Below are 22293 nucleotides of genomic sequence, written 5' to 3' on the forward strand. Positions count from 1 at the left end.
CTCGCGGTCGCTGTAACGAACGTTATCTTCATCTCACAACCCAGAGTGTGGGTTCAAGTTTCAGGTGGCTGGGCATGAAGCTTTAAACCTACCATCGCGCCTGCCTCAGCGCCCGAGCATCTTCACCCAGCGTGACGGCGGCAACCCGAAGGTGCTGCGAAATTGCCGGGTCATATGGCTTTGGTCGGTGAAACCTGCGGTCAGCGCGGCGTCGACCATCGACTGGCCCTGCACTAGCAGGCTGCGCACCAGGTCCAGGCGGCGCATGGTCAGGTAGCGATAGGGACTGGTGCCGAACAGCAGGCGAAAATCGCGCGACAATGCCCAGCGATCCCGGCCGCTGTGTTCGGCCATTTCATCCAAAGTGATGGTGCGGCCCAGGGCGCTGTGGATAAATTCCCGGGCACGTTCGGCGGCTCGGTAATCGAAGGTCTTGCGACTGGTGCTGATGCCCGATGCGTTATTCAGGGCATGGGCCAGGTCGAACAGTGCGTCCTGTTCCTGCAACGGATCAATCGGGCAATCCAGGCTTTGCAGCAGCACTTCACTGGCCCGGTACAGCCACGGGTCGCTGGACAGACCATTGTGGATAAACGGCAACGGCTTGCCGCCGAGAATCTGCTGGATCAGCGCCGGTTCGACATAGATCATCCGGTACTTGAAACCTTGCGCGCTGCCGGCATAACCGTCGTGGACTTCATCGGGGTGCAAGACCATGGTCCCGCCCGGCAGGCTGTGACTCTGGGCCCCGCGATAGTGAAAGCTCTGCACGCCAAACAGGGTGCGGCCGATGGCGTAGGTGTCGTGGCGATGGGGGTCGTAGCCAAACCCGGCAAAATACGCCTCGATGCGCTCCAGCCCACTGGCGTGGGGGGCGCGGTGCAGCCAGTCGAGAGTGGGTTTGGTCATGGCAGAGCGGCATATTGGGATATAGATACGTTAACCCAGTGTGAATCAGCTGTCTGCCGGGGTCTTGAACGATCGTGCACGCAGTGGGCAGACAGCTCCGTTGGCCGGGTCTATGATTCGTGTTCGTGCACTGACCTGGCGGAACCCTTACATGGATTTTTTCAATCCTGCCTATGCCGCGCCGCTGGTGTCGCTGGCCCTGCTCTGGGCCGTCGCCGTGGTGACGCCGGGACCGAATTTCTTCAATACCGCGCAGTTGGCCGCCAGTTGCTCGCGCCGCCACGGTGTGGTGGCGTCTTGCGGCGTGGCCACCGGCACGGTGATGTGGGGTTTGGCCGGCGGGTTGGGGATCAAGTCGCTGTTTACCGCAGCGCCTATGCTGTACCTGGCGTTCAAGATCATCGGCGGTTGCTACCTGATTTACCTGGGATTGAAGTTGTTCAAGCGCGCAGCACCCGCCATGGATCAGGCCCTGTTGCCTGATGAGCCTCAGCGCTCGCTGTTTTCCGCCTGGCGCCTGGGATTGCTTGGCAATCTGTCCAACCCCAAGGCGGCGCTGTTTGTCGCCACCATCTTCGCCTCCACCATGCCTGTGTCGCCCTCGCCGATGTTGTTGACGCTGGCGGTGATCACCATGGCGAGCCTGTCATTCAGTTGGTACTCCTGCGTGGCGCTGGTGTTTTCCAGCGAGCGGATGGCCAACGTCTACAGCCGTTCGCGCAAGTGGCTAGACCGCTTTGCCGGCAGTTGCTATGTGCTGTTCGGCGCGCATCTGGTGACTACTCGCTGAGATCAGCGCATAGGAAAAAGTGCCACAGCCCCTTTAAGTTGATGCAAGCCTGGTGTTAAGTAGCGTGACTTTTCAGAACACGTTCAACGCGAGGCCAGTCATGAGCAAGTTGCGGGTAGGTATTATTTTTGGTGGGCGTTCGGCCGAGCACGAGGTGTCGTTGCAGTCGGCACGTAACATCGTCGATGCCCTGGACCGTTCGCGCTTCGAGCCGGTGCTGATTGGCATCGACAAGGCCGGCCACTGGCACCTCAATGACACCTCCGATTTTCTGATCAACCAGGAAAACCCTGCGTTGATCGCCCTCAACCAGTCCAGCCGCGAGTTGGCCGTGGTTCCGGGAAAGGCCAGCCAGCAATTGGTGGAAACCTCTAGCCAGACCTTGCTGGAACACGTCGACGTAATCTTCCCCATCGTCCATGGCACCCTTGGCGAAGACGGTTGCCTGCAAGGCCTGCTGCGCATGGCGGACTTGCCGTTTGTTGGCTCTGACGTATTGGGTTCGGCGGTGTGCATGGACAAGGACATCAGCAAGCGCCTGCTGCGCGATGCCGGGATTGCGGTGACGCCGTTTATCACCCTCAACCGTGGCAACGCTGCCCGTACCTCGTTCCAGCAGGCGCAGCACAAACTTGGTTTGCCGATGTTCGTCAAGCCGGCGAACCAGGGCTCTTCGGTGGGCGTGAGCAAAGTCGGCAACGAAACCGAGTACCTCGCCGCCGTTGAACTGGCCCTGGGCTTTGATGAAAAAGTGCTGGTGGAGTCGGCGGTCAAAGGCCGGGAAATCGAATGTGCCGTGCTGGGCAATGACAACCCTATCGCCAGCGGTTGCGGCGAGATTGTGGTGCGTGATGGGTTCTATTCCTACGACAGCAAATACATCGACGACCAGGCCGCCCAAGTGGTGGTGCCAGCGGCTATCAGCGTCGAAGCCAGCGAGCGTATTCGCACCCTGGCCATCGAAGCCTTCCAAACCTTGGGCTGCGCCGGGCTGGCGCGGGTCGACGTATTCCTCGCTGACGACGGCCAAGTGCTGATCAACGAAATCAACTCACTGCCCGGCTTCACCCGCATCAGCATGTACCCCAAGCTGTGGCAGGCCGCCGGCATGAGCTATAGCGAACTGGTCAGCCGCTTGATCGAGCTGGCGCTGGAGCGGTATGCAGGGCGTAAGGGTTTGAAGATCAGTCGTTAAGTGAAGCCCGTGCCAGCCAGTAGATAGGGCAGGGATCTACGGGGTCAATCGCAGCTGCGAGCTATTTAATCCCCCAACGCCTCCCCCTCACGCCGCGGATCAGCTCCACCACTCCACGACACCTTGCCCTGGGCATCCCGCACCCGAACGATTGCCTGGGTGCCACTGGTCATGTCGATCTCGCTGAGGACGTGGCCCTTGTCCTTGAGCGCCTGTTTCAACTGCGGGCTGAACAATCCTTGCTCCAACTCGGTCGCGCCGTTGCGGCTGCCGAAGTTGGGCAGGCTGATGGCGGCTTGCGGGTCCAGGTTCCAGTCGAGCATGGCTACCAGGGATTTGCTGACGTATTCGATAATCTGTGAACCGCCTGGGGAGCCGACGGTAGCCAGCAGTTCGCCGCTTTGGCGGTCGAATACCAGGGTCGGAGCCATGGAGGAGCGTGGGCGTTTACCCGGCTCGATTCGGTTGGCGACCGGCTGGCCGTTTTCCTCGGGAATAAAGGAAAAGTCCGTCATCTGGTTGTTGAGCAAAAAGCCCTGGACCATGACGTGGGAGCCAAAGGCCGCCTCGACGGTGGTGGTCATCGACACGGCGCCGCCTTGATCGTCCACGGCCACTACCTGGGAAGTGGAGATGCGCAGCGGCGAGCGATCCGGCGCGTATGCCACCTCAATTCCAGCAGGCTTGCCGGGTTGGGCAATCCCCATGCTGCGATCACTGATCAAAGCGGCGCGGCTGGCCAGATAGTCGGGGGCCACAAGCCCGGCGGTCGGTACCGGAACGAAGTCGCTGTCGGCCACGTACAGGGCGCGGTCGGCATAGGCCAGGCGATCGGCCTCGGCGATCAGGTGGACGGCTTCCGGGAGCGGCTCCAGGCCTGCCGCTGTTGGCGTTTTCACCGGTTTCAAGGGGGCCAGCGCCAAACGTGGATCGCGGGCTTCTAATGCCTGCAAGGTGCCAAGGATCTGCGCAATGGCAATTCCGCCCGAAGACGGTGGCGGCATGCCGCAGACTTGCCAGCGTTTGTAGTCGGTGCACAACGGCGCGCGCTCCTTGGCGCTGTAGCCTTTGAGATCGCTCAGCGACAGGCTGCCGGCGTTGCTATTGCCCTGGACCTTGCGGGTGATTTCTTCGGCAATTGGGCCGAGGTAAAGAGCGTCCGGTCCTTCCTTGGCGATGCGTTTGAAGACGTTGGCCAAGGCTGGGTTTTTCAGCAGCGTTCCAGTGGCTTTTGGCGTGCCGTCGGTGTTGAGGAAGTAGGCGGCCATGTCCGGTGATTGGCTGATGTACCGGTCGGCGGCAATCAGGCTGTGCAGGCGTGGGGAAATCGGGAAGCCTTTTTCGGACAAGTTAATGGCCGGCTCAAACAACGTGGCCCATGGCAGTCGACCGGTCTTTTTGTGCGCCATCTCCAGTGCGCGCAACACGCCGGGTGTGGCGACTGAACGGCCACCAATCTGCGCCTGAGGAAACGCCATCGGCGTACCGTCGGCCTTCAGGAACAAGCGCTTGGTGGAGCCGGCCGGCGCAGTTTCGCGACCGTCGTAGGCGCGTACCTGTTTACCGTCCCACAGCATGATAAAAGCGCCGCCGCCGATCCCGGAGGATTGCGGTTCCACCAGGGTGAGTACCGCTTGCATGGCAATCGCCGCATCAATGGCCGAGCCACCCTTGCGCAGGATTTCCCGCCCGGCTTCGGCTGCCAACGGGTTAGCCGCTGCAGCCATATGGCGCTCGGCGTGACGCACGCTCATATCGGTGCGATAGCCCGAACCCAACTCGGGGGCAGGCGGCAACTCAGGCGTGGTGGCGCTGTGGCAAGCGGCGAGGGTAAGAGCGGCGGCTATCAACGAGAGGGTGGTAAGCCTGTGATGATGAAAAATCGAAAACACGCGATGAACTCCGTTCATTTTGAGAATGATCTGTTGTCCCTAGGGTAACGCTCTACAGGTAAATCGTATCTTGCCTATACAGCACGGCCTTGCCGGAAATAATCACCCGATCGCCGCGCAATTCGCCGCGGCGCTTGCCGCCCTGCTCAGCGTGCAGCCGGGTTGCCACCAAAGGGGTGGTCGCTAAAGGCGTCAACTTGGTAGATGTCCAGTTTCACCGGGGCGCTCCGTCTGTTTGGGGAGGTCGGACACTAGCAGTGGAGGAGGGCGAGCGTCAAAATCCGAGAGGTAGTTGTTCGGTGCAACTTAAATTCATGTAGTTGCCTTGCACAACTAAATGCCCTGTTCAGATGAGGTAGCCCCTGTGAATGCTTTCCAACCGGATCTCATTGATCAAATCCGTTCGGCATCCCGACTCATGGTTCGAGAGCTGGGTTTCATGCAACCCAGGTTGGCGGAGACTCACTTACGCAAATGCATGCCGATTACTATTCCAGGCACGCCGAATTCGGCCAGCCCTTTGAAAGCCTGGTGGCATCGGACATGGCACAGTTGATGGGGCGCTTGTCCAATCCTCGCAACGAGGTGTGGACCGTATTGGACGCTGAGCGGATTGTCGGCTCGATTGCCATCGACGCTGAGGGCGAAAAGGGCGAGGCGATACTGCGCTGCTTTATTCTTGATCCATCGGCTCAAGGCCAGGGATTGGGTAAACGCTTGTTGAACGAGGCACTTACCTTTTGCGATGAGCAGAGGTTCCCCGTCGTGCGGCTTTGGACGTTCAAGGGGCTTGATGTCGCGCGCAAGCTCTATGAAGACGCGGGCTTTATTCTGGAATCGGAACAGGAAGGGCAACAGTGGGGCGCGCCGGTGATTGAGCAGTGTTTTGTAAGGCTGGGGTAATGCAGGGGTAGGGATTTTCTCCAGGCATAAAAAACGGCCTACCTTTTGGTAAGCCGTTTTTAGTACTTGGTGGTACACAGACATTTGAACTAGATAAGTAACATGCTGTATTTGTTGGTTATTTATGTGTTCGTATTTTAAAGGGATACACCAGGGGATACACGGCTCTATCTTCGATGCGCGATTGATGCTGGCCTCCGAACGAACCTAGGCCAGCAGATGACCCATAGAGGTTACCAGCGGAACGTGAGCAACTACCTGGAATCCGGGGGTTGGCCAAGCTGGGGAACCGACCATTTTCCGCTCCAGGGTGAACGACTCGTTCACCCCCTGCTCCGACCTACTGTCAGGTCGCTGGAAGCCCCGGTAAATACTTGACGAGCATCAAGCGCCAGCACACCACCTTTCACGCTGGCGGCGGCGTATTGCTTGGACTGCGGGCAATTTTAACGTGGTCTTTCGGCGAAAATCCGTCTAGTGCCTGTCTAGTATTACTTAGCGTTCTAAGGATTTATCTGGGTCGGTGTTTCACCACCCCATCCCGCAGGCTTGGGCCTGGCGATTGGTCGAGCAGTTACCTTTAGGGCCCAGTTTGGAATTTTTGACAACGCTGGTACCAGCCAAGCGGTGCGAGTGCCCGAAAAGCCATGAACTGCGTGGCTTTCAGCGTTCCCACTTGTGGGGGGGGGCGGAGAAATCCGTCAAGATCTGTCAAAAATTTCGTCAAGACTCCGTCAAGGATTATGGCCGCGTTTGCCTGGGGCGGCCGTGGGCCACTTGTCCCGAAAGTGACCGTCGCGGCCCCTCCCTGTTTCTGGACGAGGTAGCTTTCGGCCGCCTAGCCGATCCGCCGCCAGACCGTGCTGGCTTTGGCTCCTGGGCCGAGCTGGATGATCTGCGGCCTGTCCGGCTGTCCAGAGCCTGTCCAGAATCCGTCTGGGGTATGAGACGGCAAAGCCCGGCTCTTGACGGCCCCCGCATGGGATAAGCCTCAGACGCCCACCCGGCACCGGTTTCGTCTCATGCCTGTCTTACATTCCGACGAAGGGTGGACAGCGTAGCTAAAGCATCACAAAGGGCCGTCGATAGACCTCTATAGTTTATCCCCTGGTAAACGCAATCTACTGCTTGGAGTATTTATGTTCGGCTGGATCAGCAATATCCGTGTAGGTACCAAACTCAGTCTTGGATTCGGCCTGGTATTGGCGTTGACTTTTCTCCTTGCTCTCACCAGTTGGACAGCAATCAATGCTCTTGCTGAGCGCGGCGTCAAAGTACAGGACATCGCTCGTGTCAGCGAGATGACCAAGGACCTGCGAATTCATCGCTTGCAGATGGAGCTCAATCCTAAGGGGGACAGTGACCGGATGATCCTCCAGACGCTCGACGAACTGGCTGGGTATTTGAACACTGCTCGTGTCCAACTGACCGTGCCCAGCGATGCGGCGCTGATTGACCAGCAGATAGCCGCGGTCAGGGTGTATCGCGATGCCCAGGGCGCCTTAAGCCAGGCGGGAGCCGATCTGGCTCCGGTGTTCGCCCGAATAGGTGTGCAAGGCGATATCCTGCTCAATACCACTCAGCAGTTGATAGCGTCGCAATCCGCTAAGCGCGATGCCGATTCGTCTTTTGCTAAAACCTTGCTTGCTAGCATCGCTGCGCTGGCGTTGCTGCTCGGTGCCGTCGCGGCCTGGATCATTACCCGGCAAATCGTTACACCGTTGCAGCATGTCCTCAAGGACGTCGATCGTATTGCCTCAGGCGATTTGAGTCAGGATATGGAGGTCAATCGCCGCGATGAGGTAGGGCAATTGCAGAGAGGCCTGCAACAGATGACCACCAGCCTGCGTGAACTGATTGGCGGTATTGGCGCTAGTGTCATCCAGATTTCTAGCGCTGCCGAAGAGTTGTCAGCCGTCACCGAGCAGACCAGTGCTGGTGTGAACAGCCAAAGAGTCGAAACCGATCAAGTTGCTACTGCCATGAACCAAATGACCTCCACCGTGCAAGAGGTAGCGCGTAATGCTGAAGAAGCCTCTGACGCCGCGGCCGCCGCAGATCAGCAGGCTCGCGAAGGTGACAAAGTTGTTGGCGAGGCAGTGGCTCAAATCGAACGCCTAGCTATCGAAGTCGGCAACTCCACCGTAGCTATGAGTAATCTCAGAGAGGAAAGCAGCAAAATCGGCGGCGTGCTCGATGTTATTAAGGCGGTCGCCCAACAAACCAACCTACTCGCTCTCAATGCCGCCATTGAGGCCGCGCGAGCTGGTGAAGCTGGAAGAGGTTTTGCGGTAGTTGCCGATGAAGTTCGTAGCCTGGCGCAGCGTACCCAGCAATCCACCGAAGAAATTGAAAAGCTGATCTCCAGCTTGCAAAACGGCACTCAAGAGGTTTCCGCCGTTATGGAGAACAGTCGTATATTGACTGATAGCAGTGTTGAGTTAACTCGTCGTGCTGGAACATCTCTGGAAAATATCACCCGCACGGTGTCTACAATCCAGTTGATGAATCAGCAGATTGCTTCAGCCGCTGAGCAGCAGAGCGCAGTGGCTGAAGAGATCAACCGTAGCGTGCTGAGCGTGCGTGATATCTCTGAACAAACCGCTGGCGCTAGTAATGAGACAGCGGCCTCAAGTATCGAGTTGGCACGCTTAGGCCAGGAACTTGACGTTTTGGTTAAGCGCTTTCGATTATAGGGCTGATCTAAAGCACTCCCCAATCAGTTAGCCGGTAGACGGATAGATTGAAGCTGACGCTGGTTAGCATTGCATTGCGCTGGTGATTACAGGGGGGCGTTTCACAAATTGGTTTAGCGCTTTACGCAACACCTCCGTGGGTTTGTTTTGCGAATGGCCAGGTTTCCAGTCAAAACGCCTGCTTTTGGTAGAAACCAATGCCCGGCACCCCATAATTGTTGATAACGGGTGGGTGACTGACGTTTGCCGAACACCTGGAAGACGTGACGCTCCAGGGCGCCGATGATTCGCTTCGCGGTGCCCGCATTCCAGTTGGTGAGACGTGAGGTCTACCACTCTCGCGCCAGTGGCTCGAATGTCTCGCCGGTGATATCCCTTTCCGCTTCCGTCCAGCTCGCGATACTCGTTGGCATCAGGCTCCAGGCCTGCATGCGGTATCGGAAAGGGGGCGGCGTTTTATCTCGGATCGCTTCATTTGGGCTTGTATCCCCTCGGTTCAATTATTTATCGAGGATGCACAGGGGGATACAAGGAGAGATAGCCAGAAACAAGAAAGCCCGCACTAGGCGGGCTTCTTGAGGTGATTCATAGACTGCTGTAGACGTCTATGGATCGGTACTTGGTGGCTACACAGGGACTTGAACCCCGGACCCCAGCATTATGAATGCTATGCTCTAACCAACTGAGCTATGTAGCCAAGTGGCGCGCATTATTCGCGTAGAACGATTATGCGTCAAGCCTTTTTGTTGAAATTTTATCTACGCTATCAACTGTTTATCGAAAATCGCCGGGTAAGGTGACGAGTGGCGGGGCCTTGGTCGTTCCTGTGCCAGCGCGCAAGGGCAGGCAATCCGAAGACAAACCAGCGAACCCTCCCGGCACAAGGCCGAAAGTTTCTCTAGGAAACGTCCCGCAAAATATAGCGATTTTCCTTGCTGGCTTTTTACAAGCCGTGGCGGCAGTACTAACTCATCAACTCGTTAGCACCCTAAGGGGATGGCAATCCTGCAGCGAAAAGTGGCACATTGTCGCACCTGCGCCTGTGCATCCATCTGCTGTACGGAAACCTTCTTCATGGCTCTGAGCAATTCCCAGCCCACAGTGGCTACGGCGCCTGCCGCCGGGCAATCCAGCCCATTGGTCATGCGTGTCATTGGCGCGGTGGCGCTGGCGCATTTGATCAATGACTTGATCCAGGCGGTGTTGCCGTCGATCTATCCAATGCTCAAGGCCAGTTATGGCCTGACGTTCACCCAGGTCGGGCTGATTACCCTGACGTTCCAGCTCACCGCGTCGCTGTTGCAGCCGTGGGTGGGGTATTACACCGATCGCCATCCCAAGCCGTTCCTGTTGCCATGTGGAATGGTGTGCACCTTAATCGGGATTCTGATGATGTCCCAGGTCGGTAGTTTCCCGATGATCCTCGTTGCTGCGGCGATGATCGGTGTTGGCTCCTCGACGTTTCACCCGGAAGCTTCCCGTGTGGCGCGCCTGGCTTCGGGCGGGCGCTATGGCCTGGCGCAGTCGACGTTCCAGGTCGGCGGTAATGCCGGTTCCGCCTTTGGCCCGTTGCTGGCGGCGGCGATCATCATTCCGTTCGGCCAGGGCAATGTGGCCTGGTTTGGTTTGTTCGCGGTGTTTGCGCTGGGTGTGCTGTATGCCATCAGTCGCTGGTACCGCAACCATTTGAACCTGTTCAAGCTTAAGCAAGGCCAGGCGGCGACTCACGGCCTGTCCAGGGGGCGCGTACTGAGCGCACTGGTGGTGTTGGGGCTGCTGGTGTTTTCCAAGTACTTCTACATGTCCAGTATCACCAGCTACTTCACCTTCTACCTGATCGAGAAGTTCGACCTGTCGGTGGCCAGTTCCCAGTTGCACCTGTTCCTGTTTCTCGGTGCGGTGGCGGCGGGGACGTTTTTCGGCGGGCCGATTGGCGACAAGATCGGCCGCAAGGCGGTGATCTGGTTCTCGATCCTGGGCGTTGCGCCATTCACCTTGCTATTGCCCCATGCCGATCTGTTCTGGACCAGCGTGCTCAGTGTGGTGATCGGCTTTATTCTGGCGTCGGCGTTTTCGGCGATTGTGGTTTACGCACAGGAGTTGGTGCCGGGGAACGTGGGGATGATCGCCGGAGTGTTCTTCGGTTTGATGTTCGGTTTTGGCGGGATTGGTGCGGCGCTGCTGGGGCACCTGGCTGACATTCACGGCATTGAGTACGTGTACACGCTGTGCTCGTTCTTGCCATTGTTGGGGGTGTTGGCGATTCTATTGCCGCGTTCGAAACAGGCGTGATACCTGAGTCTTGACCCAGGGGGTATTGCTCCGTCCCTGGGCCATACCTCTCCTATCGGGAAGCGTGGGACTGTGTCACCCGTTTGAGCTGTTCGCGCGCGCGGGACAGCCGGGAGCGTACGGTGCCGATTGGAATCGCCAGCACATCGGCGGTGTCCTGGTAGCTGCCGTCGGTTTCGAGTGAGGCATACAGAGTGTTGCGCATTTCTACCGGCAGACCTTTGATGGCGCTGAGGGTCTTTTCCAGCCGGCGGTTGATTTCGAATTGCCACCCCAGATCCTGCCCTTCGTCCTGGCCGTGCCAGAGCGATTCATCAAATTCGCAATGCACGGGCTTGGCGTACAGACGGCGAAAGTGGTTGCGGATCAGGTTTTGTGCAATGCCACACATCCAGGTGCTCAGGGCGGCCTGGCCGCCGAAACGCTCTTTGTTGCGCCAGGCTTCAAGGTAGGTCAACTGCAAGATGTCATCGGCATCTTCGGGGTTCAGGACGCGCTTGTGGATAAAACTGCGCAGCTTTTTCTGATGCTCGCCCGGTAGGTCGAGCATGGCTTGAGGTGAGACAGGAGAAGTAGGTTCTACATCGGAAGAGTTATCCATTATTTTTTCCTTAGGGTAATCGCTATCGAAATGGTTTCGATGGGGACTCCCTAAGCACCGGCTGTGCCAATCGCATTAATTGTTTAATGTATTGATATTAATAGTTATTTTTTTTGTTTTTTAGGCGTGAAATGTAAAAACTTGCACAGGGCTGATTAAAACCGTGCCAGTTATTACACGCGCAAGAAAATGTGCCAGGGGTTGGAACTGTTCAGGAGTGGCTCACCACACAGGAGCACGAAATCTAACTCCCGGCGCCTTTATGAAAGTTGATACATCCCACAGCGATGCGCAAAAGCTTCAGCAGCTCAATCCTGCTGTTGCAATCCCCTTGGCACGTGGGCAATCGGCGCAGGTTGCACAGCACAATGCCGCCGAGGAAGTCGGCATGCTGTTCAGTCAGCAGATGGAGCGCAGCAGCAAAGGTCTGGATCAGCGTCAGTTGAGGCTTGCCCGTACGGAGAACCGGGTTCAAAAAGTCGAGCAGTTGGCACAGCTGTATGAGCAGTTGGGGCACCCTGGGCAAGCGAGCTTGGAGCATATGGTGCGCCAGGCGCGGATTCAGTTGCTGCAGCGGCCCAGTGCCGAGAACCTGCTGGGGCTGACTGGGGATGATCCGGCTCGCACCCATGTGGTGTTGCAGCAGGTCAGTGCTCAGGCCCAGGCCGAAGGCCGCACTCATGAGGCCGATCTGGCCCGCGACTTTCTTCAGCAAATGCATACGCTCTATGCTCCGCAGATTCAGGCGGGGCTCAATATTGCGCAGTCGCTGCAGGTGGCCAGCGATGATCCGGCTCTACGCCAGGCCGTTCGCCAGTTGTACTACGCAAGCGTGGTGGTGCGCCAATCCCTGGCGACCATGATGCAGGCGCTATTGGGGCTATTTGGTGGCGAGCAGTTCAATGCCGGGCTGCAAGTGATGCGCCGGACCCTCGCCGATGATGTCGCCGCCCATACCCCTTCATTGCCCATCGCCAAGCTGCGCACATTGTTGTTGGGATTGCAGGCGTGCGGTCAGCTCAATGGGGTGTTGTGCAGTTGTCGGGAGTTGTGCCGGCGATTGGTTTCCGAGCATCCACGCAGCGAACAGGATGCCATTACGCTGTTGCAGCGCTTGTTGGGCTACGCCAGTACGGGCATCGCGCCCAACGAAGTGTTACGTCTTGGCAGCGAACTGGGGGGCGAGAGCCCGTCCGCGCAACTGGTCTCGCTCAACGTCCTTTATCCGTTGATTCAGCGTCTGCCGTTGTCCCTGTGGCGAGACGAACGAAGCCGCCAGGAAACCCTGCACAATTTTCTGATGCTGATGGATGAGCGTACGACGGCCGAAGGGCGCGCCACGTCCCGCCTGGTAGCAGCAGCGCAGTGACTACACTTCAATGGCTGAACACGGTACTGCTGACCGTTGCGCGTCGAGCCGACGTGCTGGGGGCGGTCGTCGTGCTGGCCATCGTCTTCATCTTTATCGTGCCGTTGCCCACCTGGTTGGTGGATATCCTCATTGCCCTCAATATCTGTATCTCGTGCCTGTTGATCGTGTTGGCGCTTTACCTGCCGGGGCCACTGGCCTTTTCGTCCTTTCCTTCGATCCTGCTGCTGACCACCATGTTCCGGCTGGCGCTGTCGATTGCCACCACCCGACTGATCCTGCTGGAACAGGACGCCGGTGACATCGTCGAGGCATTTGGCAACTTTGTGGTGGGCGGCAACCTGGCAGTGGGGTTGGTGATTTTCATGATCCTGACCATCGTCAACTTCCTGGTGATCACCAAGGGTTCGGAACGCGTCGCTGAAGTGGCGGCCCGTTTCAGCCTCGACGCGATGCCCGGCAAGCAAATGTCCATCGACAGTGACTTGCGTGCCGGCTTGATCGACGGCAACCAGGCCCGTAACAAGCGCGAGCAACTATCCCGGGAAAGCCAGTTGTTCGGGGCTATGGACGGGGCTATGAAGTTCGTCAAGGGTGATGCTATCGCCGGGCTGGTGATCGTGGTGATCAACTTGTTGGGTGGGTTTTCCACCGGCATGTTCCAGCACGGGATGAGCGCAGGGGATTCCATGGCGCTGTATTCGGTACTGACGATCGGCGACGGGCTGATTGCACAGATTCCGGCACTGCTGATATCCCTGACTGCCGGCATGATCATCACCCGAGTTGCGCCGGATGGCGCAAACAAGGGCGCCAATCACATAGGCGCTGAAATTGCCCGGCAGATGACCAGTGAACCCAAGAGCTGGATGATCGCATCGGTCGGCATGTTGGCGTTCGCCGCACTTCCCGGGATGCCGACAGTGGTCTTTATTGTTATTTCGCTGATGACCGGTGGCCTGGGCTATTACCTTTCCCGCAAAAAAACACAGGACGACCAATTCGAGGCATCGACGGCGCAGATCGTTGCGCCGGAAAAAAACGGCGAGGAAGATTTGCGTGGTTTTGATCCCTCCCGCCCGTACTTGTTGCAGTTCCCCTCTACACGCTTGGGAGATCCGAGTGTGACAGCACTTATTCAGGCGATTCGCCAAACCCGTAATGGCATCGTTACCAGCGTCGGATTGACGCTGCCGCCTTTTGAGATTGAATACAGCCCGCCGCTGGCCGACGATGAATTTCGCTTCTGCGTGCATGAAGTACCAATGCTCAAGGCGACGCTGACCGAGCGACTGGCCGTGCAGCGCGAGGCGTGTGCCGACGAACTCATCGATGGCATCAGGGGCCTTGCAGAGCGAGATGAGCAAGATTGGCTGTGGCTGCATCCCGATGATGCCCTGCTGGGTGATGAGCATTTGGAACGGATTACCGCGCAGGATCTGATTATCGAGCGCATGCAGCGGGCGATGATGGTCAGCGGGCCACAGTTTCTCGGTATTCAGGAGAGCAAATCGATCCTTAGCTGGCTGGAGTTCAACCAGCCGGAGCTGGTTCAGGAGCTGCAACGGATCATGCCGCTGTCGCGCTTTTCTGCGGTATTGCAGCGCTTGGCCGGTGAGGGCATACCGCTACGGGCGGTGCGGTTGATTGTCGAGGCGTTGATTGAGTACGGCCAACATGAGCGTGAGCCCGAAGCATTGGCTGACTATGCCCGGATCGCCTTGAAATCACAGATCTACCACCAGTACAGCGAAGAAGACGGTTTGCATGCCTGGCTGTTTTCGCCATACACCGAAAACGTTTTCCGTGAAGCGCTGCGCCAGACCCAGACCGGAGTATTTTTTGCGTTGGACAATGAGCACAGCGCGCTGCTGATCAGCCTGTTGAAAGAGGCGTTTGTCTTGCGATCCAAGACCAAGAGCGTGCTGTTGGTCGCGCAGGATCTGCGCAGTCCCTTGCGTGCTTTGTTGCTGGAGGAGTTCAACCATGTGCCGGTGCTGTCCTTTGCCGAGCTGACGAATGCCGCGAAGGTCAAGGTGCTCGGTCGGTTTGACCTAGGTCAGGACGGCTTGCAGCACGACTCCGTGGCGTGAATCCAACGACAGAGGGCCTGATCATGTTCGAGTTGCGAGTACTCAATGGTTTGCACCAGGGCGCCGCATTACCTCTGTTTGGGGAGCAATGGTGCATTGGCGCCAGTGTGGACGCCGACCTGGCTCTTTACGATCCGGGAATTGCACCCCGTCATGTGCATCTGCTGTGTGTCGCCGATCAATGGACGGTGCAAGCGCAAGAAGGCCTTTTGCAGGATGCTGGCGGTCAGGTTTTGGCTCAAATCGCGGATCTTGCGATCAATATGCCCTTTACCATCGCGGGTGTTCGACTCTATGTGGCCTCTGCCGATCAACCCTGGCCCGAGGAACCGGAGCCCGTTTACGTGCACCGAGTGGAGGTGCCTGAACAGCCGGAACCCGAAGCGGCCGTGCCGTCGATTCTTCAACAAAGACGCGTCATGGGGATTCTGGCGATTGTGGCCCTGATCATCATGGCGTTGGGGATGACCTCCACCGATGAGAGTCAGCCACAGGCGTCGCTGATGCCGGTTGTTGGGCAAAAGCCCGAACTGACCAGCTCTTATGAGGTGCGCCAGCAACTGCTGAAGATGCTGAGTGAGCGTGAACTGGGTCATCGTTTTGCCCTGGAAATCATCAATGGGCAGGTGATGATCGACGGTACAGCGTCCAGGGACGAGGTGGCGCTGGTTTCGCGGATGCTCAACCGTTTTCAGGAGCAGTTCGACACACCGGTTCCCGTTATCAGCCGGGTGCGTGAGCGCAACACCGATCTGCCGTTCAGGATTGTGCAAATTGTCGGCGGCAAGAATGGTCATGTCGTCCTGGCAGAAGGGCGTCGGTTGTTTCTGGGGGATGAAATAGACGGTTTGCGATTGACCTCCATCGACAACAACAAGGTGGTGTTTGACGGTCCGCAGCGTTATGAGGTCGGCTGGTGAACCACTCCTTCACAGAGCGGCTTGACTCCTGGCAGCAGCGCCAGTCTGCCAGGCTGGCAGGCTATGCGCCGGTCACGGTGCGTGGGCGCATACAACGGGTCAACGGCATGTTGCTGCAATGCCGCTTGCCTGCGTCGTGCATCGGCGATTTGTGCCTGGTGGAGAAGGTCGGTGAAGACAGCATGCTGGCGGAAATTATAGGTTTCGATCATCAAGACGCGGTACTCAGTGCCCTGGGCAACCTGGAGGGTGTGCGAGTGGGCGCCAGCGTGCAGCGCCTGGGTATGCCCCACCGGGTACGGGTGGGTGATGACTTGTTGGGGCAGGTGCTCGACGGGTTCGGTAGACCCATTGCCGGCATCGGCCCCAGCGCGTTTGCGGGCGCCGATACACAAGAGGCGAGTGCGGTGTTGTGCGAGGCGCCGTTGCCCACCGAGCGTCCGCGAATCAGCCGGGCGTTGCCCACGGGCGTGCGTTCGATCGATGGCCTGTTGACCCTGTGTGAGGGCCAGCGGGTTGGCTTGTTCGCCGGTGCGGGGTGCGGCAAGACCACCTTGCTGGCGGAAATCGCCCGTAACGTTGATTGCGATGTGATTGTCTTCGGCCTGATTGGTGAGCGTGGCCGGGAGCTGCGCGAATTTCTCGATCATGAACTCGATGATCAATTACGCGCCAAGGCAGTGCTGGTGTGTGCCACCTCTGACCGGTCCAGCATGGAGCGTGCCCGCGCGGCCTTTACCGCCACGGCCTTGGCGGAGGGTTTTCGGCGCAAGGGGCAGCGGGTCCTGCTGCTGATTGATTCCCTGACTCGGTTCGCCCGCGCCCAGCGCGAAATCGGCCTGGCTGCCGGTGAGCCGTTGGGTCGCGGCGGCCTGCCGCCCTCGGTCTATAGCCTGTTGCCACGCCTGGTGGAGCGCGCGGGGCTGACCCGTCAGGGTGTCATCACCGCCATCTACACCGTGCTGATCGAGCAGGACTCCATGAACGACCCCATCGCCGATGAGGTCCGCTCCCTGCTGGACGGCCACATCGTGCTTTCACGCAAACTGGCTGAACGCGGCCATTACCCGGCGGTGGACGTGTTGGCCAGCCTGTCGCGGACTCTCAGCAACGTGGCCGAGCCTGCGCACATACAAGCGAGCACGGCACTGCGGCGGTTGTTGTCGGCTTACCAGCAGATCGAACTGATGCTCAAACTGGGTGAGTACCAGGCCGGTGCTGACGCGCTGACTGACCTGGCGGTCGAGAGCCGGCAAGCGGTCGATGCCTTTTTGCGGCAGGACTTGAGGCTGCCTTCACCGATGGAGTCGACCCTGGATCAACTGAGTGAGCTGACAGCTTATGTTCCCTTTTGAGATAGACACCTTGCGGCGTTTGCGCAGGCACCGGGCCGACCGCGCCGAGCGGGCCTTGCGTGAGGCGAAAGGAGCCCACAAAGCCCTCCTGGCCAAGGTCGAGCAGGCGCAAGAGGCGCTTGAGCAAACCCGCCTGGAGGAAACCCGGCAAACCGCAGAACTGGCGAATCAGCGTCAAGGGCAGGTGGTTTCGCTGCAAGACCTGAAGGCCTGGGGTGCCCAGGAGCGCAAATTATCGGCTGGCACGGCCCGTGATGAGGGGCAACTGCAGGCCTTGTACCAGCAACAGGAGAGGCAAGTGGCGCATATCAATACTGCACAGAAGCAGGTCACCCAGTGCCTGCGCGAAGTTGAAAAACTTCAGGAGTTGGCCGTGCTACTGGCCGAGGAAACGCCATGACACAACTGTTTGTCAGCAAGCAGGAGCGTGCACGCGTGCGCGAGTCTCAGAACGAGATCGTGCCAGGACAGGGCCTCGTTGTGTCCATGGAATCGAGTTTATTGTTTGCTCAGTATTTTGCCGACGATGGCGGGGAAGGCGGTTACACCAGCCAACGACCTTCTCAGACAGGGCAGGCCGATATTGCAACGATTGATACCTTGTCCGAGCAGTTGGAACTTCGCCTGAGCGGCGTATCCCAGTGGCCTCTGCACGCCGCCATCTACCTGCCGCGCCTTGGGCGGATCAATGTCAGCGCCAAACATGAGAACCAGTCCTGGGAGATTGACCTGGAGGCGGAAGAAGAACGGACCTCGATCTGGCTCACCGGCTCCCGGCAGGCCTGTCAGGACAGACTGTCCAAAGGCCTTGGGCATCCCGTCAGTTTACAGGTGGCACAAGTGAACCCAGCATGATGTTGCCTGCCTTGAAATTGCCAGCTGTCGATGGGGCCAAGGTCGCGGCGCGGCGTCGTCTGGGGCGCGGGCTACGCCTGCCGTTTCAGGTGGCCGACCAGTGCGGTGAGCTGCTGCTGGAGCCTGGGCCCGCACCGGCTGGCCGGGGGCTGCTTTCATTCGAGACCGCTCGTGGGGTGCTGACGTTCAGTGAGCCAAGCGCGGTGCTGAGTCTGTTTGGTGAGTGCCCGGTGGTGCTGGCCGAGGCCGGCAACGATCCGGACTCCTGGTTCTGGGCGTTGTTCCAGCACAGCCTGAGCCCCCAGTTGCTTGACGTGTTCGGGTATCTGCGACCGTTGGGGCAATTGCAGCGCAAGACCTTTGGCTGTCGACTCACCGTGGTGCTGGGCGCATCCAGGGTGGTTGCGCGTCTGATACTGGCGCCGGCCAGCCTGCTGGCGCTGTGCGATGCCGCGTTATGGCGGCCGATGAGCGGCCCATTGCCCGACTCGTTTCCCCTCTGCGTACCGGTGACTCTCGGACGCCTGCAACTGCCCATCACACAGTTGGGCACCGTGCGCCCGGGAGATGTGCTGCTGCTGGAATCCCCATTCTTCAATGCCCAGGGTGATGGTCAATTGCGCCTGGGGCACCACCGCCTGCAAGGGCGCATTGACGATGAAACAGGCGCTCTGCGCCTGACCCTATTTTCTATCGAGGAAGCGACTGTGGGCGAAGATTATGGGGACAGTTCCCAGGGACAGGGATGGGACGAACCCGGTGATCAGGCACGCGACGAGCCGCTGGTTGATGTCTTTGGGCATGAGCCGTTCGATGAGTTGTCGATGGCCCTGACCGTGCGCTGCGGCACCCTGCAGCTGACCCTGGGGGAACTGCGGCAGTTGGCGCCGGGCGCAGTGTTGGGTATTTCAGGTTATGGGCCGGGGATGGCCGGGCTTTATTACGCAGACCGTCCCATTGGTCATGGGCAGTTGGTGGAGGTGGATGGGCGCCTGGGGTTGCAGCTGTCACGGGTGATCTTTTCCCGATGAGTATTCAAGGACTTGATCCCCTTCTGCTGGCGCTGTTCCTCGGTTCGTTGACGCTGATGCCGATGCTGTTGATCATCTGCACGGCATTTTTGAAAATCGTTATCGTGCTGATGATTACCCGCAACGCCATCGGCGTGCAGCAGGTTCCACCGAGCATGGCCTTGAACGGGATCGCGCTGGCAGCGACTCTCTTTATCATGGCCCCCGTGGGCTATGAAATCGGGCAGATCGTCAAGGTGTCGCCGCTGGACACCACCAGTGTGCAGGCGTTTCAGGAAACCGGGCTGGTTGCGATAAAACCACTGCGGGCCTTCATGTTTCGCAACACCGATCCGGACCTGCTGACCCACCTTCATGAAAATACCGCGCGCCTGTGGCCGCCCGAGATGGCGCAGAGCACCGAGCGCGATGACTTGATCCTGCTGATGCCGGCGTTTGTTCTGTCACAAGTGCAGGCAGGGTTTGAAGTCGGCTTCCTGATCTACATTCCGTTCATCGTCATCGACCTGATTGTCTCCAACCTGCTGCTGGCACTCGGCATGCAGATGGTCTCGCCCATGACCATCTCACTGCCCCTCAAGCTGCTGCTGTTCGTTCTTGTATCGGGGTGGTCGCGGCTGCTCGACAGCCTCTTTCTTTCCTTCCTGTGAGTGAAACATGGACCCTATTCAGCTGTTCAAACAGGGCATGTTGCTGGTGGTGGTACTGTCGGCTCCACCACTGATTGTGGCGGTGATTGTCGGGGTGCTGACGTCCCTGGTCCAGGCCCTGATGCAGGTGCAGGACCAGACGCTGCCGTTCGGGATCAAGCTGGTGGCCGTGGGTATTACTCTGGCCGTGACAGGACGCTGGATCGGTGTGGAGTTGATCAAGCTGATCAATCTCACCTTCGACATGGTTGCGCGTTCAGCGCTCTGAGGAATTGGCCCCGTGGTGATCCCGTATCTTGAATACTTGCCCAGCCTGGCGATTGCCATGGCTCGCATTTACCCCTGTGCCTTCCTGGTGCCGGCGTTTTGCTTTCAGCATGTGCGCGGGATGCGGCGCCATGTCATTGTCCTGGTTATGGCGTTGCTGCCGACACCCGGTATTCACGCGGTGTTGGTGGACCAGGAATTTACCTTGCTGCTGATCAGCGCACTGGTGTTCAAGGAGGTCGCACTGGGCTTGTTGCTGGGCATATTGCTGGCGATGCCGTTCTGGCTGTTCGAAGGTGTGGGGGCATTGCTGGATAACCAGCGTGGTGCCCTGATCGGCGGGCAACTCAACCCCTCTCTCGGGCCGGACGCCACGCCCATCGGGCATATGTTCAAGCAATTGAGCATCTTTCTGTTGATCGTCACCCTGGGCCTTGGCGCGATGACCCAGGTGATTTGGGACAGCTATCTGATCTGGCCACCGACCGTCTGGTTGCCCGTTCCGGCCGTCAATGGCTTCAGCACGTTTCTCCAACTGCTCGCCGATACCTTCACCCATATGACCCTCTATGCAGCGCCCTTTATCGCCCTGTTGCTGCTGATCGAATTCGCTATTGCCTTGCTCAGTCTCTACAGCCCGCAGTTGCAGGTGATGGTCCTGTCGATGCCAGCCAAGAGCCTGGCAGGGTTGGCATTTCTGCTGCTCTATCTGCCCGTGCTGCAAAATTTGATCGTGGGCCGCATGAGCTTACTGAGCGAGCTCAAGCACTCGCTGGGCCTGTTGTTTCGGGTGGCGGCAACATGAGTGATTCGGGGGAGAAAAAACACCCGGCGACGGCCAAGAAACTGCGTGACCAACGCAAGAAGGGTCAGGTCTCCCAGAGCCAGGATATTGGCAAACTACTGGCGTTGACTGTGCTGAGCCAGATCGCCTTGTTCACCGCTGAAACCAGCATGCAACGATTTCAGCAGTTGTTGATGTTGCCAGTGTCGCGCATCGGGCAACCCTTTGTGCGCACGCTGGAAGAGGTTGTGGTGGCGGGTGCGGTGGTGTTTTTCAGTTTTGCCTTGTTGATGGCCGCTGTCGCTATCGCGACAAAACTGATCAGCAGTTGGATGCAGTTCGGTTTTCTGTTTGCCCCTGAAACCTTGAAGCCGGATTTCAACCGCCTCAACCCGCTCAACCAGGCCAAGCAGATGTTCTCCGGCCAATCGTTGATGAACCTGTTCATGGGTGTGGCCAAGGCGCTGTTTATTACGCTGATCCTGTATGTGGTGGTTGGCCCGGCATTAGGTCCCTTGATCGGTTTGACCAGTGGTGATCTGCCAGGCTACATCTCGGCCCTGATCGTGCTGTTTCGCCATCTGCTCAACACCTGTCTGGGCTTGTTGCTGGTCCTGGCGCTCATTGACCTGGCGTTGCAAAAGTACTTCTTCGCCAAGCGCATGCGCATGACCCAGGTGGAGGTCATCAAGGAGTACAAGGACATGGAGGGCGACCCGCACGTCAAGAACCAGCGCCGCTCATTGGCCTATGAATTGGCCAACGAAGAGCCGAAGGTCAAGCTGCCCAAGCTTGAAGAGTCCGACATGCTGGTGGTCAACCCGACGCACTTTGCCGTGGCCCTGTACTACCGCCCCGGGGAAACGCCTCTGCCGATGATGGTGGAAAAAGGCACGGATGCCGAGGCACGCAAGTTGATTGATCGGGCCAAGGCGGCAGACATACCGGTTATCCAGTGTGTGTGGCTGGCGCGCACCCTTTACAAGGGAGAACTGGGCAGTCATATCACCCGTGAAACGCTGAAGGCTGTGGCCCTTATCTATCGCACCTTGCAAGAGTTGGATGATGAGGCCAAGCGCGAGACGCTTGAGCTGCCGGAGCTTGATGATCTTTGATTGGCATATAAACTGCTGCGTGTACCAAGGGGTTTAATAGCGCGTGCCGTACGCGTCCAGTCGTTCAAGTTCCGCCAGTGACAGACTTCGACTCAGCATGCCGTCAAGCAATGCCCTCTCGCGGCGTTCAGGCAGCGCCTGCCAGATCACCAGCGCTCGTTCATCGTCGAGATAGGCAAACAGCCCATCGAATGCCAGTGCCTGCTCAAAGCGTCGTTCAAGTACGCGCTGCAGCTGACCCGCCTTGATGGCGTGAGGCGGTATTCGCAAGGCCAGTCCCACCTTGGTCCCCACCCTCAACCGACAGAATATGATGCCGTCGCACAACGACCACTCAGCGTCATTGCCAGCCATGAGGGCGTCTAGGAAGGCCTGCCGACGTTGCTCGTCGGCAGAAATTCCTGCGTTCTTCATCGCTCCAGAGAGACCGTCTGATAGTCCGATCGTTCGCCGGACGGGCCGGGCTCCACCCGCATCTGTTCAGGCCACCAAATCACCATTTGCTGGGCGTTTGATTGCGGCCGTGAGCAGGAATCACCCTTACAGGTGGGCGTGCAACCCGACATGACCATGGCC

20 protein-coding genes, 1 tRNA gene and 1 pseudogene are annotated in these 22293 nt (G+C 58.5%); 16 read left to right on the plus strand and 6 right to left on the minus strand.

All coding sequences use genetic code 11. From position 1 onward, the window contains the following. Positions 1-105: 105 nt before the first annotated feature. The gene (locus AAEZ06_RS25810) at positions 106-909 is read right to left on the minus strand and encodes an AraC family transcriptional regulator (protein ID WP_149411780.1); all 804 of its coding nucleotides are present in this window, start codon (positions 907-909) and stop codon (positions 106-108) included. 151 nt (positions 910-1060) lie between these two features. Between AAEZ06_RS25810 and AAEZ06_RS25815 the strand changes: the two genes are divergently transcribed. Continuing rightward, positions 1061-1699 (plus strand): LysE family transporter, encoded by a 639-nt coding sequence (locus AAEZ06_RS25815; RefSeq protein WP_350616881.1) that lies wholly within the window; start codon positions 1061-1063, stop codon positions 1697-1699. A gap of 100 nt (positions 1700-1799) precedes the next feature. Next, complete coding sequence (ddlA, locus tag AAEZ06_RS25820) at positions 1800-2894, plus strand: D-alanine--D-alanine ligase (protein ID WP_350616883.1); 1095 nt, start codon at positions 1800-1802, stop codon at positions 2892-2894. Between the two features lie 65 nt (positions 2895-2959). On the opposite strand, the gene ggt is transcribed toward ddlA, so the two are convergent. Continuing rightward, the gene (ggt, locus tag AAEZ06_RS25825; protein WP_350616885.1) at positions 2960-4804 is read right to left on the minus strand and encodes a gamma-glutamyltransferase; all 1845 of its coding nucleotides are present in this window, start codon (positions 4802-4804) and stop codon (positions 2960-2962) included. Between the two features lie 447 nt (positions 4805-5251). On the opposite strand from ggt, the pseudogene AAEZ06_RS25835 reads away from it, so the two are divergent. Further along, positions 5252-5689: pseudogene (locus tag AAEZ06_RS25835) on the plus strand (GNAT family N-acetyltransferase); the annotation flags it as partial. Between the two features lie 1139 nt (positions 5690-6828). Beyond that, complete coding sequence (locus tag AAEZ06_RS25840) at positions 6829-8385, plus strand: methyl-accepting chemotaxis protein (protein ID WP_149411776.1); 1557 nt, start codon at positions 6829-6831, stop codon at positions 8383-8385. A gap of 620 nt (positions 8386-9005) precedes the next feature. Here AAEZ06_RS25840 and AAEZ06_RS25850 read toward each other — a convergent pair. Next, positions 9006-9082: transfer RNA gene (locus AAEZ06_RS25850), tRNA-Met, on the minus strand. 377 nt (positions 9083-9459) lie between these two features. Here AAEZ06_RS25850 and AAEZ06_RS25855 point away from each other — a divergent pair. Then, entirely contained in the window at positions 9460-10677 is a 1218-nt protein-coding gene (locus AAEZ06_RS25855; RefSeq protein ID WP_149411775.1) for an MFS transporter, read from the plus strand. A gap of 52 nt (positions 10678-10729) precedes the next feature. Here AAEZ06_RS25855 and AAEZ06_RS25860 read toward each other — a convergent pair whose 3' ends face one another. Further along, on the minus strand, positions 10730-11278 hold the full coding sequence (locus tag AAEZ06_RS25860; protein ID WP_149411774.1) for an RNA polymerase sigma factor: 549 nt from the start codon (positions 11276-11278) through the stop codon (positions 10730-10732). 262 nt (positions 11279-11540) lie between these two features. On the opposite strand from AAEZ06_RS25860, the gene AAEZ06_RS25865 reads away from it, so the two are divergent. Genes AAEZ06_RS25865 through sctU form a run of 11 tightly spaced genes read left to right on the plus strand, consistent with a single transcriptional unit; the run spans position 11541 to position 21717 of the window. Further along, on the plus strand, positions 11541-12647 hold the full coding sequence (locus AAEZ06_RS25865) for a TyeA family type III secretion system gatekeeper subunit (RefSeq protein ID WP_149411773.1): 1107 nt from the start codon (positions 11541-11543) through the stop codon (positions 12645-12647). Beyond that, the gene (gene sctV / locus AAEZ06_RS25870) at positions 12644-14740 is read left to right on the plus strand and encodes a type III secretion system export apparatus subunit SctV (RefSeq protein ID WP_149411772.1); all 2097 of its coding nucleotides are present in this window, start codon (positions 12644-12646) and stop codon (positions 14738-14740) included. Before AAEZ06_RS25865 ends, sctV begins: the two co-directional genes overlap by 4 nt. Positions 14741-14763: 23 nt before the next feature. Further along, positions 14764-15660, plus strand: a complete 897-nt coding sequence (locus tag AAEZ06_RS25875; RefSeq protein ID WP_350616889.1) for an FHA domain-containing protein — start codon at positions 14764-14766, stop codon at positions 15658-15660. Further along, entirely contained in the window at positions 15657-17015 is a 1359-nt protein-coding gene (locus AAEZ06_RS25880) for a FliI/YscN family ATPase (protein WP_149411770.1), read from the plus strand. Before AAEZ06_RS25875 ends, AAEZ06_RS25880 begins: the two co-directional genes overlap by 4 nt. Continuing rightward, complete coding sequence (gene sctO, locus AAEZ06_RS25885) at positions 17002-17415, plus strand: type III secretion system stalk subunit SctO (protein ID WP_149411769.1); 414 nt, start codon at positions 17002-17004, stop codon at positions 17413-17415. Before AAEZ06_RS25880 ends, sctO begins: the two co-directional genes overlap by 14 nt. Then, entirely contained in the window at positions 17412-17870 is a 459-nt protein-coding gene (locus AAEZ06_RS25890) for a type III secretion system HrpP C-terminal domain-containing protein (RefSeq protein WP_350616891.1), read from the plus strand. Before sctO ends, AAEZ06_RS25890 begins: the two co-directional genes overlap by 4 nt. Then, positions 17867-18901: a FliM/FliN family flagellar motor switch protein gene (locus AAEZ06_RS25895; protein WP_149411767.1), complete on the plus strand. Its 1035-nt coding sequence runs from the start codon at positions 17867-17869 to the stop codon at positions 18899-18901. The genes AAEZ06_RS25890 and AAEZ06_RS25895 overlap by 4 nt, the downstream gene beginning before the upstream one ends. Next, positions 18898-19551: a type III secretion system export apparatus subunit SctR gene (gene sctR / locus AAEZ06_RS25900; protein ID WP_149411766.1), complete on the plus strand. Its 654-nt coding sequence runs from the start codon at positions 18898-18900 to the stop codon at positions 19549-19551. The genes AAEZ06_RS25895 and sctR overlap by 4 nt, the downstream gene beginning before the upstream one ends. Positions 19552-19558: 7 nt before the next feature. Continuing rightward, positions 19559-19819, plus strand: a complete 261-nt coding sequence (gene sctS / locus AAEZ06_RS25905) for a type III secretion system export apparatus subunit SctS (protein ID WP_133101935.1) — start codon at positions 19559-19561, stop codon at positions 19817-19819. Between the two features lie 15 nt (positions 19820-19834). After that, positions 19835-20623 (plus strand): type III secretion system export apparatus subunit SctT, encoded by a 789-nt coding sequence (gene sctT / locus AAEZ06_RS25910; protein ID WP_350616905.1) that lies wholly within the window; start codon positions 19835-19837, stop codon positions 20621-20623. Then, a complete protein-coding gene (gene sctU / locus AAEZ06_RS25915; protein ID WP_149411765.1) occupies positions 20620-21717 on the plus strand; it encodes a type III secretion system export apparatus subunit SctU in 1098 nt (365 codons plus the stop codon). Before sctT ends, sctU begins: the two co-directional genes overlap by 4 nt. A 33-nt stretch (positions 21718-21750) precedes the next feature. On the opposite strand, the gene AAEZ06_RS25920 is transcribed toward sctU, so the two are convergent. Together AAEZ06_RS25920 and hrpT are read right to left on the minus strand one after the other, a co-directional pair. Next, entirely contained in the window at positions 21751-22131 is a 381-nt protein-coding gene (locus tag AAEZ06_RS25920) for a transcriptional regulator (protein WP_149411764.1), read from the minus strand. Continuing rightward, on the minus strand, positions 22128-22289 hold the full coding sequence (gene hrpT, locus AAEZ06_RS25925; protein ID WP_371923876.1) for an HrpT family type III secretion system protein: 162 nt from the start codon (positions 22287-22289) through the stop codon (positions 22128-22130). The genes AAEZ06_RS25920 and hrpT overlap by 4 nt, the downstream gene beginning before the upstream one ends. Between the last annotated feature and the right edge of the window lie 4 nt (positions 22290-22293).

The organism is Pseudomonas sp. HY7a-MNA-CIBAN-0227 (assembly GCF_040310325.1).
In the GTDB taxonomy this organism is placed as follows: domain Bacteria; phylum Pseudomonadota; class Gammaproteobacteria; order Pseudomonadales; family Pseudomonadaceae; genus Aquipseudomonas.

What these genes read in the sequence shown, in the direction of transcription:
- AAEZ06_RS25810 (WP_149411780.1), bottom strand. Translation starts at nt 909, where the DNA reads ATGACCAAACCCACTCTCGACTGGCTGCACCGCGCCCCCCACGCCAGT.
- AAEZ06_RS25815 (WP_350616881.1), top strand. Translation starts at nt 1,061, where the DNA reads ATGGATTTTTTCAATCCTGCCTATGCCGCGCCGCTGGTGTCGCTGGCC.
- ddlA (WP_350616883.1), top strand. Translation starts at nt 1,800, where the DNA reads ATGAGCAAGTTGCGGGTAGGTATTATTTTTGGTGGGCGTTCGGCCGAG.
- ggt (WP_350616885.1), bottom strand. Translation starts at nt 4,804, where the DNA reads ATGAACGGAGTTCATCGCGTGTTTTCGATTTTTCATCATCACAGGCTT.
- AAEZ06_RS25840 (WP_149411776.1), top strand. Translation starts at nt 6,829, where the DNA reads ATGTTCGGCTGGATCAGCAATATCCGTGTAGGTACCAAACTCAGTCTT.
- AAEZ06_RS25855 (WP_149411775.1), top strand. Translation starts at nt 9,460, where the DNA reads ATGGCTCTGAGCAATTCCCAGCCCACAGTGGCTACGGCGCCTGCCGCC.
- AAEZ06_RS25860 (WP_149411774.1), bottom strand. Translation starts at nt 11,278, where the DNA reads ATGGATAACTCTTCCGATGTAGAACCTACTTCTCCTGTCTCACCTCAA.
- AAEZ06_RS25865 (WP_149411773.1), top strand. Translation starts at nt 11,541, where the DNA reads ATGAAAGTTGATACATCCCACAGCGATGCGCAAAAGCTTCAGCAGCTC.
- AAEZ06_RS25875 (WP_350616889.1), top strand. Translation starts at nt 14,764, where the DNA reads ATGTTCGAGTTGCGAGTACTCAATGGTTTGCACCAGGGCGCCGCATTA.
- sctO (WP_149411769.1), top strand. Translation starts at nt 17,002, where the DNA reads ATGTTCCCTTTTGAGATAGACACCTTGCGGCGTTTGCGCAGGCACCGG.
- AAEZ06_RS25890 (WP_350616891.1), top strand. Translation starts at nt 17,412, where the DNA reads ATGACACAACTGTTTGTCAGCAAGCAGGAGCGTGCACGCGTGCGCGAG.
- AAEZ06_RS25895 (WP_149411767.1), top strand. Translation starts at nt 17,867, where the DNA reads ATGATGTTGCCTGCCTTGAAATTGCCAGCTGTCGATGGGGCCAAGGTC.
- sctR (WP_149411766.1), top strand. Translation starts at nt 18,898, where the DNA reads ATGAGTATTCAAGGACTTGATCCCCTTCTGCTGGCGCTGTTCCTCGGT.
- sctS (WP_133101935.1), top strand. Translation starts at nt 19,559, where the DNA reads ATGGACCCTATTCAGCTGTTCAAACAGGGCATGTTGCTGGTGGTGGTA.
- sctU (WP_149411765.1), top strand. Translation starts at nt 20,620, where the DNA reads ATGAGTGATTCGGGGGAGAAAAAACACCCGGCGACGGCCAAGAAACTG.
- AAEZ06_RS25920 (WP_149411764.1), bottom strand. Translation starts at nt 22,131, where the DNA reads ATGAAGAACGCAGGAATTTCTGCCGACGAGCAACGTCGGCAGGCCTTC.
- hrpT (WP_371923876.1), bottom strand. Translation starts at nt 22,289, where the DNA reads ATGGTCATGTCGGGTTGCACGCCCACCTGTAAGGGTGATTCCTGCTCA.